Origin of the sequence: Pseudoduganella sp. R-31, from assembly GCF_049913235.1 — a bacterium.
Classification (GTDB): domain Bacteria; phylum Pseudomonadota; class Gammaproteobacteria; order Burkholderiales; family Burkholderiaceae_D; genus Rugamonas.
The window spans coordinates 627,913-644,326 of sequence record NZ_CP183986.1 but is presented as its reverse complement, the minus strand read 5'-3'; the positions used below and the strand labels follow the sequence as shown (position 1 = coordinate 644,326).

Genomic DNA, 16,414 nt, shown 5'->3' with positions numbered 1-16,414 from the left:
TGCTTAGAATCTCGTTGTCAGTGTCGCGGACAGGGCATTTTCCGTGTACTTCTGGCCGCCCAGCCCGGTGGAACCGCGCACGTGGCGCAATTCCACGATGCCGGTGGTGCGCGTGCTGTAAGTGCGCGACAGGTTGAAGCGCAGGTCGCGATGGGTGCTGCTGCGCGCATCGCTCAACGATTTGACGTTCGAGGCATTGGCCAGCAGGGTCGCCACCGTCTGCGCTCCAGGGCGATAGCTGATGCTGGCCATGCCGCCCACCTGTTCGGTGTTGTCGTTCAGGGTGGACAGCGTGTTGCCCAGCAGGACGCTGTCGACCTGCTGGCTCGACAGCATCTGGCGCTTGGTCTTGAACATGCTGAAGGTGGTGGTGGTGCGCGCCAGCTGCCATGCCACGCCGGCGTTCAGCTGCTTGTTGAGCGAATAGCGGTTGCTCAGGAAGTTGACGCTGGTGGCCAGCGCCGGCGGCAGGCCTGCCGCCTGGATATACGCCTGCACGGCGGCCGCGCGCAGCAGCGCGTCGGGAATCTGGGCGCGGAACAGGTTGTCCAGCATGGCTGCCGTGTCGATCGCCTGCGGCAGCACGAACTGGCTGCGCGTCGAACTGACCGAATCGCTGTAGCCGATATTCCACACGGTGCCGCGGCTGCGGTGCTGCAGCGCCAGGCTGTAGCTGGGTCCGTAGAAGCGGTGGCCGGCCGTCGCCTGCACCGAAGTGCGCGCGGACGGCGTCCACTGCAGCGAGCCGCCATAGGCAGCGCCGGACTGGGCCCCGCCCACGCTGCTGAAATCGTAGCTGTCATAGCCGCCGTACACGCCGAGGTTGAGCTGCGGGGTGGCGGCATAGCGCAAGTTCACATTGGCGGCCTTGGAACTGGTGGTCTGCTGCCGCTCGGCGCCGCCGCCGATGCTGGGCAGCTGCTCGTCGATCACCGAGCGCGACGCCATGGCATCCCACAGGAAGCGGCGGAAGCTCGGGCCGCTGGCCAGCTGGGCGCTGATGGTATTGCCGTCGCTGCGGCGCATGCCGGCGTTGTCGGTGCTGACCGAGTCGTGCGTGTAGCGCAGCTGGCCATTGGCAAAGGCGCCGAAGCGGTGCACCAGGTAAGGGCTGATGCGGTAGGTGCGCACCTCGGTGCGGTTGGTGCGCACGTAGTCGTTGCCGGCCTGCAGTGGGCCGAAGGCCGACGTGGCTTGCTGGTGGATGCCGGCCTGGGCATCGAGGTACAGGAAGTCCTCGACCAGGCGCGACTTGAGCTGGCTGTTCAGGTCCTGGTTGTGGCGCTGGGCGCCGTTGCGGCGCGCACCGGCGTATTCATACAGGCTCAGCGCATAGTCGAGGCTGAAATCGAAGCGCTGCGAGTGGTTCAGCAACTGGAAGCCGGGCGTAAGCTGCAGCACCATGCCGCTGTCGGCGCGGTCATCGGCTTGCAGCCCGACATTATCGGAATACGTGGCGCGCGCGGCAGCGGTGGGCGTGAAATCCCATGCGGCCTGCGCCGGAAACGCTGCGCACAAGCCCGCTGCCAGCGGCAGCAGGGCCAGGCGGCCGCGCTTAGCCATAGTGATAGTCATAGGTTTCGGTACCCGGGAATTCACGCGACTTGTTGTAGATCAGGTTGACGTTGCTCAAGCCCTCGAGCTGGCGCAGCGACTCCTTGACCGCGTGCTGGGTGGTGCGTTCCGACTCCACCACCATCACGATCTGGCCCATGTTCGACGCCAGCACATGTGATTCGGAAGTCAGCAGCAGCGGCGGCGAATCGAAGATCACGATACGGTCCGGGTAGCGGTTCGCGATCTCGTTCACCAGGTTTTTCATCATGTGCGAAGCCAGCAGCTCGGTCGCGCGCGGCGAGCTGGTGCCGGCCGGCAGGATCGACAGGGTGTTGACATTGGTGCGCAGCATGACATCGGCCATGTCGACATTGTCGTCCAGCAGGATATCCATCAGGCCGCGCTGGGCCGGCAGGCCGAGCGTGCGCAGCACCGAAGGACGCGCCACGTCGGCGTCGACCAGCAGCACGGTGTGGTCCAGTTCCATGGCAATGCTCATGGCCAGGTTGATGGCGCAGAAAGTCTTGCCTTCGCCGGGCAGCGAGCTGGTGATCATGATCAGGTTGCCCGGGTTGTCGCCCGGCTTGCGCGCGCCGAAGGCACGCTTGATCAGCGGGCGCTTGATGATGCGGAAGTCTTCCACCAGCGCGGTGCGGCCGCCGGCAGCAGTCACCAGGCCGGATTCGTGCATGCGCATCAGGTCCAGCTCCACAGTATGGGTGGTGCGGCGGCTGGCGTCGCCGTGCGGCTGCAGGGTAGCCAGGGTCGGCATCAGCGGCGCTGCCGCCGGGGCCGGCGCGGCCGGGGCAGCAGCCGGAGCAGCAGCGGCCGGGGCCGCGTGCACTGCTTCAGCTACCGGAGCCGCGGCCGGTGCTGGGGAAACGGTGGTCTCGGCAGCGGCGTCGGCAGGACGCGCTTGCCCGAGGCGATTGGCGGCTTTTTCAATAATGCTCACTTGTGGACTCCCTGGGTGTTGCGCGACTCAAGCGGCGCGCAGCAAGGTAACGGTCATGACACCGCCAAAGGCGGTCAGCAGCGAGGCCACGGCCAGGCCGAAGGCATACAGCCGGCGCCGGCGCGAGGCGCGCTGCTGCTCGGTCCAGTTCATGCCGATGGTGCCGAGGATCGGCACGCCGGTCACTTCGCGCAGGCTGTGCTGGCTGAGGAAGGTAGGACGGACCTGGCTCATCAGGAACGCACCGCCCAGGCCGGCCAGCAGGGCCGCCACGAACACGATCGAGTAGAAGCGCGGGCGGTTGGGGCCGATCGGGGTTTGCGGCACGATCGGCGGGTCGATCACGCGGAAACTCATCATGTCGGTTGCCGAGCTGAGGTCGCCGGACAGCTTGGCCGCTTCGCGGCGCTGCACCAGCTTTTCGTAGTTTTCCTTGTTGATCGAATAGTCGCGGTTGAGCTGGGCCAGCTGCGCTTCGACTTCCGGCGCTGCCGTGCTTTGCGAGCGCATGCGCTCCATGCGCGCGGTATATTCGCCAACGCGCGCCTTGAGTGAGGCCACGCGCGCTTCCTCCACCGACAGCGCCACGTTCATTTGCTGCAGCATCGGGCTGTAGCCCATGCCCGGGTCGCCGCTCTTGGCCGCCTTCTTCGCCTCGTCTTTCTTGCGCTGCTGCAGGTTGGCGATCAGGCGCTTGGCCGAGACGATGTCCGGATGCTCTTCGGTATATTGCATGCGCAGGCTGTCGAGCTGTTTTTCCAGCGTCGAGATGCGGCCGTCGAGTTCAGGGTTGGAAATATTGGTGGCATCGGCGGCCGGCGCCATGTCTTCGCCGGCAATCTGGCGCTTGATGGCATTGCGTGCCTGTTCCGCTTCCAGCAGTTCCAGGCGCGCCTCGTTCAGCTTTTCGGACAGGTCGCCCAGGTTGGTCGAATAGTCGGTGCCCTGGCGCGGCAGCAGGCCCATGTGGCGGATCTTGAATTCCTTCAGCGCGTTTTCGCCGGCTGCCAGGCGCTCCTCGTACATCTTGATCTGGTCGTCGATGAACTGCACGGCCTTTTCCGAATCCTGCTTCTTGCCGCCGAAGGAACCTTCGACGAAGATGGTCAGCAGCGACTGCACCACGTCCTTGCCCAGCTTGGGGTTCTCATTGTTGTACGAGATGGTGTAGATGTCGTCGCGCTCGGTGCCGGTGACCTTGATCGCGGTCATCAGCTCGTCGACCTGGCGCTCGTGCTCCTTGCTGTCCTTGGCCTTGATGTCCAGGTCCACCATGCGCAGCACGCGCTCCACATTGGGCCGGCTGATCAGGGTACGGCGCATGAACATCACCTGCTGCTCCACATTGGGCGTGGTGGTCATGCCCGCCATCAGCGGTTTCAGGATGCTCTGGGTGTCGACGTACACCCTGGCCGACGCCTGGTAGTCGCTCGGCAGGCGGTACACCACCGCCCAGCCGATGACGGCGACCAGCCAGGCAATCGCCACTGCATACCAGCGGTATTTCCCGATTGCCTTAAGAAAGGTCAACAGCAATGCCAAAATCTCTGCCATTTCGATCACTCATCCCTGGTTAGGCAGGCAAACTGTCGCAATGCCCACATCTAATATTGCCTAAATAACATCTAATCTCTATCATACAGCAGAACGCGCTGCCTGTTACTATTAATTTATGCCTGTTGCACCCTGCTGACGAAAAGAATTTAACATTTCCCTACGGCAATTCACCAATTTGGAGGCTGCATGGCCAAGCTGATTTCACTTTTCCTGGCAGCCTGCCTGGGCTGCGCCAGCCCGCTGGCCGGGGCCGCTCCGCTGACGCGCACCATCGCCGCGGTCAAGCCCAGCGTAGTCGGCATCGGCACCTTCAACCGCACGCGCAGCCCTGCCATCGTATTCCATGCCACCGGCTTTGTGGTAGGTGACGGACTGTCGGTCATTACCAACGCCCATGCGGTCACGGCGCTCGATGCGGAAAAACTGGAAACCCTGGGCATTGTCACCGGCAAGGGCGACCAGCTGCAGTTCCGCGAAGCGAGCGTGGTCACTATCGACCGCGCGCACGACCTGGTGCACCTGCGCATGAAAGGCACGCCGCTGCCGGCGCTGACCCTGGGCAGCAGCGACATGCTGGACGAAGGCAGCGACCTGGTGTTTACCGGCTATCCGCTGGGCATCATGCTGGGCCTGAACCCGGTCACCCACCGCGCCCTGCTGGCGGCGCAGACGCCGGCCATCCTGCCGACCCCGACTTCGCGCGGCCTCAATCCGCGCGCCGTGCTGCAGCTGCAGCGTGGCGCCCCGTTCACGATTTACCAGCTCGACGGCACGGCTTACCCCAGCAATAGTGGCAGCCCCGTGTATGATCCCGAAACCGGCACCGTGGTGGCGGTCATCAATATGACCCTGGTCAAGGGCATGAAGGAAAGCGCGATCACCGCCCCCAGCGGCATCAGCTACGCGATCCCGGTGCGCCACGTGCACGAACTGCTGCAGCAAGGTGGCGCACAGAAATAGAAGGTAAAATAGCAAGACTCGTGGTATAACAGGCAATGCTAAAAAGCAAACAAGGAGAATAATGTGAATATGCAAACCAAGCTGGCCCGCGTTCTCGCCGCGAGCGCCGTGGTCCTCGGCGCCCTGGGCCTGGGCGGCTGCTCCACGCCCCATGGCGGCGCACCGGCCGACGCCGGCGTCGTGCCGCAAACCGATTACCTGATTGGCCCGGGCGACAACCTGAGCATCATCGTCTGGCGCAATCCGGAAGTGTCGCAAGTGGTGCCGGTGCGCCCTGACGGCAAGATCACCACCCCGCTGGTGGAAGACTTGCCGGCCAGCGGCAAGACCTCGACCGAACTGGCGCGCGACATCGAAAAAGCGCTGGCCAAGTTCATCCAGCAACCGGTGGTCACCGTCATCGTCACCGGCTTCGTCGGCACGTACGGCGAGCAGATCCGCGTGATCGGCCAGGCCGCCAAGCCGCAATCGCTGCCTTACCGCCGCGACATGTCGATCCTGGACGTGATGATTGCCGTCGGCGGGGTCACGGAATTCGCGGCAGGCAACAAGGCCAGCATCATCCGCATGGTCGACGGCAAGCAGCAACAGTTCACCGTGCGCTTGAACGACCTGATCAAGGATGGCGACATTTCCGCCAACGTGCCGATGCGCCCCGGCGATATCCTGGTCATTCCCGAGAGCTTCTTCTGACAGGAAGTAGCAGCTGGATAGTTTCCTTTAGGTGTCGATAATTCTTACAGTTCAAGATATGATTGCCCGCCGGGGGGCATCCGAGCCCCCTTTTCCGTGGCTAAGCACCTGATTTTCCAGCTGTTCCATAGGTGAAACTCGTATCTGGAACGGTACTTGCTTGTTCACTAAGTATCATGGGCGGCTGAGCTGCCCCACATAATTCGCAAGGACGACGACGTGGCCAACGAACAACAGCCAGGCAAGCAACTGAGCGCGAAAGGCGCTGCGCGCCGCCGCTTCACCCGCGCCGGTGCCGCAGCATCCGGCGTTCTGCTGACCCTGCACAGCCAGCCGGGCATGGCGGCGGTCGTGTGCGCCGGTCCATCGGGCTTCCAGTCCGGCTTGGTCAGCGCCCGCCCCAACGACCCCGGCGCCTGCGCCGGCAAATCGCCAGGCGCCTGGAAAAACACCGACCCGGCGCCAGGCGGCAGCAGCAATGGCAACGGCAACGGCAAGGGCGGCGGCAAGAATCCGACGCCATCGCCGCTGCCGGACAAGGTCTGGCCGGCCGGCGCCTTGCCGACCGACCTGTTCCGGACTGTATTCACCTGCAACCTCGAAATGAGCAGCACCTACGGTTCGGACAATAGCACCCTGGACTATATCCTGGGCAACGGCCCCAACTTCGACACCTACAAGCTGGGCGCCCACCTGGTGGCAGCCTACCTGAACGTGCTGGCCGGCCTGTCCGGCTTCCAGACCGTGCCGATGCTGCAAAACATCTGGAACGAGCTGCGCGATACCGGCTACTTCACCCCGACTGCCGGCGTGCAATGGGACGCCAAGCAAGTGGTCGACTACCTGGCCGGTACGATGGGTTGATGCCGGTGCAATGGCAACTGGTGCCGGGCCAGTCCCTGCTGCACCGCAGCTGGGACGGCCAGGTGGTGCTCTACAACGAAGTGTCCGGCGCCACCCACCTGCTGGACCAGGCAACCCTCGACTTGCTGCAGGCATTGCGCGACGGCGAACTGGCGCCTGAAGACTGGGCCGACCCGGAACTGCAGCTGGCCCTGGCCGAACTGCGCAAACTCTACCTGGTGGAACCATGCTGAACGTGGCCTCGCTGGCGCCCGCTGACCTGCGGGCGCGCCTGGCCGGCGACGGCTTGCGCCTGCGCACCGGCCGCTTCAGCGTGCGCCTGCAAGCCGACATGCCCAGCGTGGCAGCCGGCATCGGCCATCTGTATGGCGACTACCCGCTGCTGCAGGACAGCGATTTCGCCGACTTCCACCTGCACCTGGTGCGCCCGCGTTCGGCGCGCCGCTGGCTGCGCCCGCAAGTACGGCTGCACTGCGACGGCTACGAAATGTTCCAGCCGATGCCCTTGCAACATGCCTTCCCCATGTTCGAATGGGGCCTGAACTGGTGCGTCTCGAGCCGCGCCCACCGCTACCTGATCGTGCATGCGGCCGTGCTCGAGCGCCAGGGCCGCGCCGTGATCCTGCCGGCGCCGCCCGGCTCGGGCAAGAGCACGCTGACCGCCGCCCTGTGCGGCAGGGGCGGCTGGCGCCTGCTGTCGGACGAACTGACCCTGCTCGATCCCGAGAGCGGCCTGCTGGTGCCCAATCCGCGCCCCATCAGCCTGAAGAATGCTTCGATCGACATCATCCGCGCCTATGTGCCGGACGCGGTGCTGAGCACACCCGTGCACGACACCACCAAGGGCACCGTGGCCCATATGCGCGCGCCGGGCGATGCCGTGCAGCGGGCCGGCGATTGCGCCCAGCCGGCCTGGATCGTGTTCCCCCATTACAGCGCCGGCGCCGCCACCACGCTGGAACCGCTGGCGCGCGCTGCCACCTTCATGGAACTGGCAGGCAACAGCTTCAACTACAGCGTGCTGGGCGCCGCCGGCTTCGCTGCGCTCGGCCGCCTGATCGAGCAGGCAGCCGGCTTCCGCTTCCGCTATAGTGCGCTGGATGAAGCCCTGGACACCTTTGCCCGCCTCCATGAAAGCTGAGTTGCCGCTCCTGCTGCGCGCCCTGCGCGCGCCGCAGCAGCTGGCCGGCCTGCCGCCGGCCGGCTGGGACCTGCTGCTGCGCCAGGCCGCCAATGCCAACCTCAGCGCCACCCTGCATGACTGGCTGGAGCGGCACGGCGTGCTGGCGCAAGCCTTGCCGCAGGCGCGCGAGCAGCTGGCGTGGGCGGCAGTCATGGCGCGGCGCCACCGCCAGGCCACCTATTGGGAAATCCGCCTGATCGGCAAGGCCCTGGCCGGGCTCGGCGTGCCGCTGCTGCTGCTCAAGGGCGGCGCCTATGCCGCAGCCGGTCTGCCGCCTGCCGCCGGCCGCCTGTTTTCCGACATCGACATCCTGGTGCCGGAAGACAGCCTGCCGCAGGTGGAAGCGGCCTTGATGCGCCACGGCTGGGTCGGCACCCACCATGACAGCTACGACCAGCGCTACTACCGCGAGTGGATGCACGAGCTGCCGCCGATGATGCATGTGCTGCGCCAGACCGCCATCGACGTGCACCACACCATCCTGCCGCGCACGGCCGCCCAGCGCCCAGATGCGCGCCTGCTGCGTGCCGCCGCGCGGCCGCTGGCGGGCGCTGCCGCGCCGCCGGGCTCGGCCATCCTGGCGCCGCTGGACATGGTGCTGCACAGCGCCACCCACCTGTTTGCCGACGGCGAGTTCGACAAGGGCTTGCGCGACCTGTGGGACCTGCACTGCCTGCTCACCCATTTCGGCGCCAGCGAGCCCGGCTTCTGGGCAGGGTTGCCGGCGCGCGCGCGCCAGCACCAGCTGCAGCGCTTCATGTTCTACGGCCTGCGCTACAGTGCCGCGCTGCTCGGCACCGAGGTGCCGCCGGCCACCCTGGCCGCCATCGCGCCCGCCGGCCCGCCGCGCGCACTGCTGGCCGTGATGGATGCGCTGTTCATGCGTGCGCTGCTGCCCCACCATCCGAGCTGCCGCGGCGCCGGCGGCGCGGTCGCCGACTTCCTCTTGTATGTGCGCGGCAACTGGCTGCGCATGCCGCCGCTGCGCCTGGCGCGCCACCTGTTCCATAAGGCACTTTTGACGCCCAAAAACTCGCAGGGTGCGGCCGCATAACGGCAGCAACTGCCAGCGCCGTCCCGCTACAATGGCTGGGACATCGCCTTGCACGGAGCCTGCATGCGACTCCCAGCCCTCGTGGCGGCCAGCCTGCTGGCCCACGCTGCCTGCGCGCAGAATGCCGCCACCCTGTACGAACAAGCGCAGCGCCTGGAACACGGCGAAGGGGTGGCGCGCGACCTGCACCAGGCCGCAGCGCTGTACTGCCGCGCCGCCCGGCTTGGCGCCCCCGATTCCCAGTATGCCCTGGGCTGGATGTATGCCAACGGACGCGGCGTGGCGCACGACGACGGCGCCGCCTGGCGCCTGTTCGGCCTGGCTGCCGAACAGGGCCATGCGGCCAGCGCACGCATGCAGGCGCTGCTGCCGGCGGCGCCGGGGGCCGCGCTGCCGGCCTGCATGGCGCCCGATCCCGCGCTCGAGCTCGACCTTGCCTTGCCGATTCCCGACTATGCGGCGGCGTCGCCGCAACTGCTGGCCCTGGTCGACAGGCTGGCGCCCGAATACGAGATCGAGCCGGCCCTGGCACTGGCCGTCATCGCCGTCGAATCCGGCTTCAACCGCAGCGCCGTTTCACCGCGCGACGCGCGCGGGCTGATGCAACTGATCCCCGCCACCGCTTCGCGCTTTTGCGTGCTCGACGCCTTCAACCCCGAGCAGAACCTGCGCGGCGGCCTGGCCTACCTGCGCTGGCTGCTGGCGCGCTACAGCGGCGACGTCGCGCTGGCCACGGCCGCCTACAATGCCGGCGAGCAGGCGGTCGACCAGTACGGCGGCGTGCCGCCGTACGACGAGACGCGCGCCTATGTGCGGCGGATCGGCCAGCTGTACGGCAAATCCAGCCATCCTTACGCGGCAGCGGCGCCGCAGCGCTGTACACACCAGATAGCAATTCGATCACGCCGATGATATCCTTGCCCGATGGAATGGGACGCGATCATCATCGGCACCGGCATGGGCGGCGCGCCACTTGGCTATGCGCTGGCGAAGGCCGGGCAACGCGTGTTATTCCTTGAAAAAGGCAAGTCCCATCTGCAGCCGGGCGCCCTGACCAACAGCTACGCCGAAACGCATTTCCCCACCCCAGCCGCGCCGGGCCCGCAGCACCGCGCCACCTTGCAGCGCGCCGGCCGCTACAGCGACACCATCCGCAGCAACGCCGGCCCGCGCACCCAGCATTTCGTCCCCTTCATCGGCAGCGGCACCGGCGGCTCCAGCGCGCTGTACGGCATGGTGCTGGAACGCTTCTTCCCCGCCGATTTCGCGCCGCGGGCACAGCACCCGGACGCAGCCGAGGCGGCATTGCCCGAGGCCTGGCCGATCGGCTACGAAGAACTGCTGCCGCATTACGCCGAGGCTGAGCGCCTGTTCCGCGTGCGCGGCACGCCCGACCCGCTGCGCACCGGCGGCAGCGGCGACTGGGCCGCCCACTTCCGGCAACCGCCACCGCTGACGCCGGCTTCCGGCGAGCTGTTCGAGTTCTTCCGCCAGCGCGCGCTGCATCCCTACCGCCTGCCGCTGGCCTGTGAATTCGTCGACGGCTGCGCTGCCTGCCAGGGTTACCTGTGCGACCGCCAGTGCAAGAACGACGCCAGCCGCGTCTGCCTGGAACCGGCCCTGGCGCAGCATGGTGCCACGCTGATGGATGAATGCGAAGTGCTGCAGCTGGAGGCCACGCGCAGCGCCGTCACCGGCGTGGTGTGCCAGCAGCGCGGCCAGCGCCTGACCTTGCGCGGCAAGCAGGTCTTCCTGGCGGCCGGCGCACTGGAGACGCCGCGCCTGCTGTTGCAGTCGAGCTCCCCGCACTGGCCGCAAGGCCTGGCCAACGATTCCGGCCTGGTGGGACGCCACCTGATGCGCCACCATATCGACCTGTACGTGATCAAGCCGCGCACGCCGGCCGGGTTCGACAACCGGCAAAAGGAATTCGGCTTCAACGACTTCTACCAGCGCGGCGGCCAAAAGCTCGGCTCGGTGCAATCGTTCGGCCGCCTGCCGCCGGTGCCGGTGCTGGCGGCGTCGATGGAAGACGACCTGCGGCAAGGCGCCCTGCCCTGGCTGGCGCCCCTGTTCAAGCTGGCGCAACCGGTGATCAAGCCCATCCTCAGGCAATTCGTGCACGAGCGCCTGGTGCTGGCCAGCACGCTGGAAGACTTGCCGTATGCCGACAACCGCGTCACGCCGGCCAGCGGCGATGCGCGCCTGGCGTTCGAATATCGCGTGCGCCCGCATGATGCGGCGCGCATCGAAACGATGCGCCGGCTGATGAAGGATGCGCTCAAGCCCTATGCCTTCGACCTGGTGAAGCAGGCCGACAACAACCAGCGCATCGCCCACGCCTGCGGCACCTGCCGCTTCGGCAGCGACCCGCGCAGCAGCGTCCTCGACGCCAGCAATCGCGCACACGGCCTAACCAACCTGTACGTGGTCGACGGCTCGTTCTTCCCGTCCAGCGGCGGGACCAATCCCAGCCTGACCATTGCCGCCAATGCCCTGCGCGTGGCACGCCAGCTGACAGGAAAAGGAATTTACGATGATCAAGCTTGAAGATTTGCGCGGCCACTGGGCGCTGGTGACAGGCGCCTCGGGCGGCATCGGCGCCGAATTCGCGCGCGAGCTGGCGCGCAACGGCGTCAACGTGGTGCTGGTCGGGCGGCGCGAAGAGCGCTTGCAGGAACTGGCCAGGCGCGCGGTGCAGGAACTGGGCGTAAAGGCTGAAGTGATACGCGTCGACCTTGCCAAGCCAGGCGCAGTGGCCCATGTGAAGGAACGGCTGGATGCGTTCGGCATCCGCATTCGCCTGCTATGCAATATCGCCGGCATCGGACGCTGGAACCGCCTCGAGCATTGGGAACTCGATGATTACCGCGACATGATCGAGGTCAACAACCGCGCCATGGTCGAGATGTGCTACCGCTTCCTGCCCGACCTGGCATCCTACCCGAGCAGCGCTGTGATCAATGTGTCCTCGCAGGCGAGCTACCAGCCGGTGCCCTACATGGCCGTGTATGCCGCCTCGAAAGCCTTCGTGCAAAGCTTCAGCCAGGCCCTGCATGGCGAATGGAAGGAGCGCGGCATCCTCGTGCAAACCCTCGTGCCGGGCCCGACCGACACCGAATTCGACGCCAAGGCCGGCGCCTACGCCAGCGCCCTGGTTGCGCGCGGCAGCACGGCCGAGGTGGTGCAGGCTTCGCTGGCCGGCCTGGCCAAGGGCGACCCGGTGGTGGCCTCGATCAAGGGCACCTACAAGCAACGCTTCTTTGCCGGCCTGTTCCCGCACAGCATGGTGATCCGCGAAGTCGCCAAGATGTTCAAGCCGCCGCAATAAATAAAAAGGGGACGTACCCCTTGAAAGGGTACGTCCCCATTGATTTCCTGCGGCAGCTCAGGCGCGGCGGCGCAGGCGAGCCAGGCCCAGCAGGCCAATGCCCATCAGCAGCATGGTGCCTGGTTCCGGCACACGGGTGAAGCGGTTCGAGCCGTCCACCTTGAACAGGATGTCGTTGCCGGCCACCAGGTCGGTCGCGAACGGGTCGCCGTTATTGCTCGAGCCATTGCGGTGGAAACCGGTGGTGGTCGAGGTGTCAGCCGGGTAGTTCAGGCTCGACTGGAAATCGATGCCGAACAGCAGGCTGGTGACGCCTTCCAGGTAGTTGGCGTCGATGAAGTCGCCGGGCGACAGCATGCCGGCGTGCAGGCGGGCGGAACCCTGGCCATTGTTAGGCGCCAGCAACTGGAACACGGACGAGTTAGTATCGATGGTCAGCAGGGCGATCATGATGCCGTCGTCGAAGCCCACGCCGGTGGCGGTGTTGGCGTTCTGGTTGGTGTCGAAATAGATCGCGACCTGGTTCTGGCCCGGGGCCAGGTTGAAGTTGGCGGTGGCGGTGCCGCCGGGGCCTGGCACCACGCTCGACACCACCTCGGTCATGCGGGCAGCGATGGTGATCTCGAACAGGCCGTCGGCCGAACCGTTCGCTTCACCGTCCAGCCTGCCGCCCAGGGATGGGCTGCCGGTGCCGCCGGCCTTGCCCACCAGGGTTGCCTGGTACAGGAAGTCGAACTTGGTGCCAACCGCCAGCGGCGCACCGAAGGGGCCGATGCCTTTGGCCAGGCCGCTGCCGGTTTCGGCCCAGTCCAGCGAATTGACATTGGTGGCCAGCACGTTGGTGCCGTCCTTGATGGTGAAGGGGGTGATCACGTCTGCCTGTGCAGCACCGGCAGCGAACAACAGGCCGGCTACAGTAGCGAGCGGGAGCAGTTTGCGGAAAATCTTCATTGATTGACTCCTGAGTTAAAAGGGGCTGTCTGACCTTTTGCTGCTATCTGGCCTTGCAGCGGGCACAAGCTCCTATGAGCAATAGTTGTGCCAACTTCCCGGTTTCCTTAGAAATCAATACCTTGGCTTGTTACCGTTAGTACCACGTTGATACTAACTTATGCCTTTGTAAGGATTTTCGACAGTAACTTGCTAAACGCTTCCGAAGAGCGATAGTTTCTGAATATGTCCATTAGTTGACGCGCCGCAAGGCCAGCCGCCGGCGTGGCCAGCAAGCCTTGCACCGCCTGCTGCAAGGCGGCGCCATCGAAGCGGTCGGCGCGCAGCAAGGCGCCGGCGCCGGCGGCAACGATGCCCTCCATGTTGAGGAACTGGTCGAGGTTGCCGGCGATGCCGACCACGGGCACCCCGGCCGCCAGCGCCTGGTGGCTGGTCGGGCTGCCGCCATTGCAGATCACCAGGGCGGCGCGGCGCGCGGCCTCCTCGCCGGGCAGGAAGTCGGCCACCCGGGCATTGGCCGGCACGGCATCGAGCTTGACCATGCCGACGGTGGCGGCCAGCACCGTCACCGGCAAGCCGGCCAGGGCCTGCAGCACGGCGGGCAGCAAGGCGCCGTGGCCCGAGCTGCCCACGGTCACGTAGACCAGCGGGCGATCGGTGGGCAACTGGTCCCACCAGTCCGGCACCGGCAGCGGCGGCGACCACAGCACGGGGCCGATGAAGGCGTGGCTGGCCGGCAGGTCGTGCGGCGGGAACAGCTGCGGCACGTCGGCATACAGGGTGTGGTCGGCGTCGGTGTAGACGCGGTTCAGGTCCCAGCCCAGCGAGGGCAGGCCATGCCGGCGCCGCACCCGGTTGAGGGGAATGGTGTGCAGGGCAAAGGCCAGCGGGCGCGCCAGCTTGAACAGGGCATTGGCCAGCGCGATCGGCAAGAAGCGCGTGAGCGGCAGGCTGGGCACGATGTAGCGCTGGTGCACATACGGGCTCCAGTAGGCATTGATCAGCGAAACATAGGGCACGCCGGCCAGGCGCGCGCTGACCGACAGCGACAGGCGGAAATCGCCCACCACGATATCGGGCTGGACCTGGCGCAGCAGTTGCAGGTCTTCTTCCACGTAGCCGTCCAAGGTGGCGGCATCATAGACCGGCTTGCCGTCCGCCAGGGCTTGCAGGAATTGCTGGTTCGAGATGCTGTGGATGGTCCAGCGCACCAGGTCCGCGCCCTCGAAGCAAAAGGCGTAGCGCTCGGCGCAGGCAAAGTGCACCTCGTACTGTTCGCGGTCGAGGCTGGCGGACAGGGCCAGCGGGCGGCCCACGTGTGCCAGGGTCACCGCTTCGGCCAGGAACAGGATTTTCTTGCGTGTCATTGCGCGGTACCGGCTTACTTCATCAATTCAGCCAGGGGCTTGCGCAGCGAGCGCGCCTTCGGCGCCTTGCCGGCGCCAAGCCGGCCCATGAACACGGCCGTTTCCGGCGCCGCGCCGATCACCCCGGTGAGCTGGCCATACAGCCGGCGCGCCGATTCCTGCAGCCTGTCCAGGCGCGTGAAGCGCAGGGCGTTGCGCACATAGCGGCCGAAGATCAGCGGCGTCATTTCCGGCTGCATGTGCAGGCCCAGCGCAGTGAGCGTCAGCCAGAAGCGCTGGGTAGCGCGGCCGGCGGCCACGTAGTCGTCGATGCCGGCCGGCGCGGCCTTGGCGCGAATCACGAAGTGGGCGGCGCAGGCGATGCCGGGCAGCAAGTCCATCTGCAGGCGCGGCGCCCAGGTGCCCATCAGGGTATTCATGGTGTTGACCCGTTCCCAGCTCACCATGGCCCATTTCATCAGGGCCAGGGTGCCGTTGTCGACACCGAGGGCCTGGTCCGGCACCTTGTCCGGGCTGTGCGTCTTGCCCCAGTCGATGATGCTGCGGTGCACCTCGTACGCCTCGGGCATGGTCAGGCGCAGCTTGGCGTTGTTGAACATCAGCCGCGCCGCCGCCCAGCGGCCGCCGAAGCCTTCGATCCACTGCACCTGGTGCGCCGGGCCGACCGCCGCTTCCAGCGCCTGCTTTTCCTGCGCCGTCAGCGGCCGCGTGCTGAGCGGGCGGCGCTGCACGCTGCGCGTGGTGATCACCGGCAGCAAGGCACTGGGCGCGATGGCGGGATCGGGCGTGAAGCGCACGTCGAATACGGGATGGGTGTCCGGGCTGCCGGCGCGGCGCACGGCATCGGCGCGCAGGCCGTGGGCGCTGGCGGCAATCGCCATGGTTTCCAGCATGGCGCCGACCGCGACCTGGCTGGGGTGGCCGTCCAGGTCGTACACCACATGGTCGCGCGTGTCGTGGCAATGCACCGCCACATGGTCCGGCGCCACGATTTCGAAGCGCCACACCTGCGTGTTGTCGCCGCTGGGCGCCCAGCGCGCCAGGTCGAGGATCTGTTCGATGGTAGTCATGATTGGGCCATTTTCGCAAAGGCGCGCTTGCCGATCATGATCGCCAGGCGCTGGATCGGATGCTTGTTGCCGCCGGGGCGCCAGGTGCGCACCAGCTTGTTGCGGTAGGCATCGAACTGCATGCCGTGCGGCGCGGCCAGCACGTCGCCGCGCCCGAGCAGGATCTTCAGCGCCTCGGTGGCGGCAATGCCGGCGCACAGCTGGCAGGCCATGATGGTCGAAGGCCCGCGCCGCTCGGCGAAATTGACGGCCGAGGGCACCACCAGGTAGGGCCGGTGCAGGCCGGCCGGCGCCAGCCCGACCACGAAGCGGATCGCCTTGTCGCCTTCCGGCAAGTCGCCCCAGCCGAAATACTCCTCGAACGTCATGCGGCCCGGCAGGAAGTTCAGCAGCGCCGCGCCCATGCCCAGCGGCGCGACCGTGGTGGCCGGGATGCCGCGCCGGGCGCACAGGGCAAAGGTCTGCTGGCGGATGTCGAAGGCGAAGAAGTCGAGGCTGTCGATGTAGATGTCGACGCCCTCGAAGAAGGCGTCCAGGTTGCCGGCATTGATCCCGTCCGGGAACATCCTGATCTCGAGTTCGGGGTTGACGTCGCGCGCCATGCGCGCCATCACCTCGATCTTCGGCAAGCCGCGGGTCGACTGCATGGCGCCGACCTGGCGGTTGAAATTGGGCAGGTCGAACTTGTCGAAGTCGGCAATGTGGAAGGCGCCCACGCCCAGGCGCACCAGGGTCATCAGGTGCACCCCGCCCACCCCGCCGGCGCCGGCAATGGCCACGCGCTTGCCGCGCAGGCTGGCCTGCTCGGCTTCGGTGACCCAGCCGATGTTGCGCGAGAAAGCCTTGCCGTAGATGAAGTCGTCGCTCATCGC

At 66.5% G+C, this 16,414-nt stretch carries 16 protein-coding genes; 9 read left to right on the top strand and 7 right to left on the bottom strand.

Features of this window, described 5'->3' with window-relative positions:
- Nucleotides 1-3: 3 nt before the first annotated feature.
- The 3 genes from ACN9MY_RS02935 to ACN9MY_RS02925 are packed head-to-tail and all read right to left on the bottom strand — an operon-like array spanning nt 4 to nt 4,066.
- A complete protein-coding gene (locus tag ACN9MY_RS02935; protein WP_426336823.1) occupies nt 4-1,575 on the bottom strand; it encodes a TIGR03016 family PEP-CTERM system-associated outer membrane protein in 1,572 nt (523 codons plus the stop codon).
- Entirely contained in the window at nt 1,556-2,512 is a 957-nt protein-coding gene (locus ACN9MY_RS02930) for an XrtA-associated tyrosine autokinase (RefSeq protein WP_426167315.1), read from the bottom strand. Before ACN9MY_RS02930 ends, ACN9MY_RS02935 begins: the two co-directional genes overlap by 20 nt.
- A gap of 27 nt (nt 2,513-2,539) precedes the next feature.
- Nucleotides 2,540-4,066 carry an XrtA system polysaccharide chain length determinant gene (locus ACN9MY_RS02925; RefSeq protein WP_426320392.1) on the bottom strand — a complete coding sequence of 509 codons (1,527 nt, stop codon included), beginning with the start codon at nt 4,064-4,066 and terminating at the stop codon, nt 2,540-2,542.
- A gap of 189 nt (nt 4,067-4,255) precedes the next feature.
- On the opposite strand from ACN9MY_RS02925, the gene ACN9MY_RS02920 reads away from it, so the two are divergent.
- From ACN9MY_RS02920 to ACN9MY_RS02880, 9 genes are all read left to right on the top strand, one after another.
- Nucleotides 4,256-5,029 carry a S1 family peptidase gene (locus ACN9MY_RS02920; RefSeq protein ID WP_426167311.1) on the top strand — a complete coding sequence of 258 codons (774 nt, stop codon included), beginning with the start codon at nt 4,256-4,258 and terminating at the stop codon, nt 5,027-5,029.
- A gap of 69 nt (nt 5,030-5,098) precedes the next feature.
- Nucleotides 5,099-5,722, top strand: coding sequence for an XrtA/PEP-CTERM system exopolysaccharide export protein (locus ACN9MY_RS02915; protein WP_426172102.1), 624 nt, complete (start codon nt 5,099-5,101; stop codon nt 5,720-5,722).
- Nucleotides 5,723-5,941: 219 nt separating this feature from the next.
- A complete protein-coding gene (locus tag ACN9MY_RS02910) occupies nt 5,942-6,586 on the top strand; it encodes a hypothetical protein (RefSeq protein ID WP_426336822.1) in 645 nt (214 codons plus the stop codon).
- Nucleotides 6,586-6,819 carry an HPr-rel-A system PqqD family peptide chaperone gene (locus tag ACN9MY_RS02905; protein WP_426167307.1) on the top strand — a complete coding sequence of 78 codons (234 nt, stop codon included), beginning with the start codon at nt 6,586-6,588 and terminating at the stop codon, nt 6,817-6,819. The genes ACN9MY_RS02910 and ACN9MY_RS02905 overlap by 1 nt, the downstream gene beginning before the upstream one ends.
- Nucleotides 6,813-7,727: an HprK-related kinase A gene (locus ACN9MY_RS02900; RefSeq protein ID WP_426320389.1), complete on the top strand. Its 915-nt coding sequence runs from the start codon at nt 6,813-6,815 to the stop codon at nt 7,725-7,727. The genes ACN9MY_RS02905 and ACN9MY_RS02900 overlap by 7 nt, the downstream gene beginning before the upstream one ends.
- Nucleotides 7,717-8,823: a nucleotidyltransferase domain-containing protein gene (locus tag ACN9MY_RS02895; RefSeq protein ID WP_426320387.1), complete on the top strand. Its 1,107-nt coding sequence runs from the start codon at nt 7,717-7,719 to the stop codon at nt 8,821-8,823. The genes ACN9MY_RS02900 and ACN9MY_RS02895 overlap by 11 nt, the downstream gene beginning before the upstream one ends.
- A 63-nt stretch (nt 8,824-8,886) precedes the next feature.
- Nucleotides 8,887-9,735, top strand: coding sequence for a lytic transglycosylase domain-containing protein (locus tag ACN9MY_RS02890; RefSeq protein ID WP_426167301.1), 849 nt, complete (start codon nt 8,887-8,889; stop codon nt 9,733-9,735).
- A gap of 12 nt (nt 9,736-9,747) precedes the next feature.
- Entirely contained in the window at nt 9,748-11,373 is a 1,626-nt protein-coding gene (locus tag ACN9MY_RS02885; protein ID WP_426167299.1) for a GMC oxidoreductase, read from the top strand.
- Nucleotides 11,360-12,154, top strand: coding sequence for an SDR family NAD(P)-dependent oxidoreductase (locus tag ACN9MY_RS02880; RefSeq protein ID WP_426167297.1), 795 nt, complete (start codon nt 11,360-11,362; stop codon nt 12,152-12,154). The genes ACN9MY_RS02885 and ACN9MY_RS02880 overlap by 14 nt, the downstream gene beginning before the upstream one ends.
- A gap of 57 nt (nt 12,155-12,211) precedes the next feature.
- Here ACN9MY_RS02880 and pepA read toward each other — a convergent pair whose 3' ends face one another.
- The 4 genes from pepA to ACN9MY_RS02860 all read right to left on the bottom strand — a co-directional run bounded on the left by pepA (nt 12,212) and on the right by ACN9MY_RS02860 (nt 16,411).
- On the bottom strand, nt 12,212-13,105 hold the full coding sequence (pepA, locus tag ACN9MY_RS02875; protein WP_426167295.1) for a flocculation-associated PEP-CTERM protein PepA: 894 nt from the start codon (nt 13,103-13,105) through the stop codon (nt 12,212-12,214).
- 158 nt (nt 13,106-13,263) lie between these two features.
- On the bottom strand, nt 13,264-14,472 hold the full coding sequence (locus ACN9MY_RS02870; protein WP_426167293.1) for a glycosyltransferase: 1,209 nt from the start codon (nt 14,470-14,472) through the stop codon (nt 13,264-13,266).
- A 14-nt stretch (nt 14,473-14,486) separates the two neighbouring features.
- Nucleotides 14,487-15,542 (bottom strand): molybdopterin biosynthesis protein MoeY, encoded by a 1,056-nt coding sequence (locus ACN9MY_RS02865; RefSeq protein WP_426320383.1) that lies wholly within the window; start codon nt 15,540-15,542, stop codon nt 14,487-14,489.
- On the bottom strand, nt 15,539-16,411 hold the full coding sequence (locus ACN9MY_RS02860) for a ThiF family adenylyltransferase (RefSeq protein ID WP_426320381.1): 873 nt from the start codon (nt 16,409-16,411) through the stop codon (nt 15,539-15,541). Before ACN9MY_RS02860 ends, ACN9MY_RS02865 begins: the two co-directional genes overlap by 4 nt.
- Nucleotides 16,412-16,414: the final 3 nt, after the last annotated feature.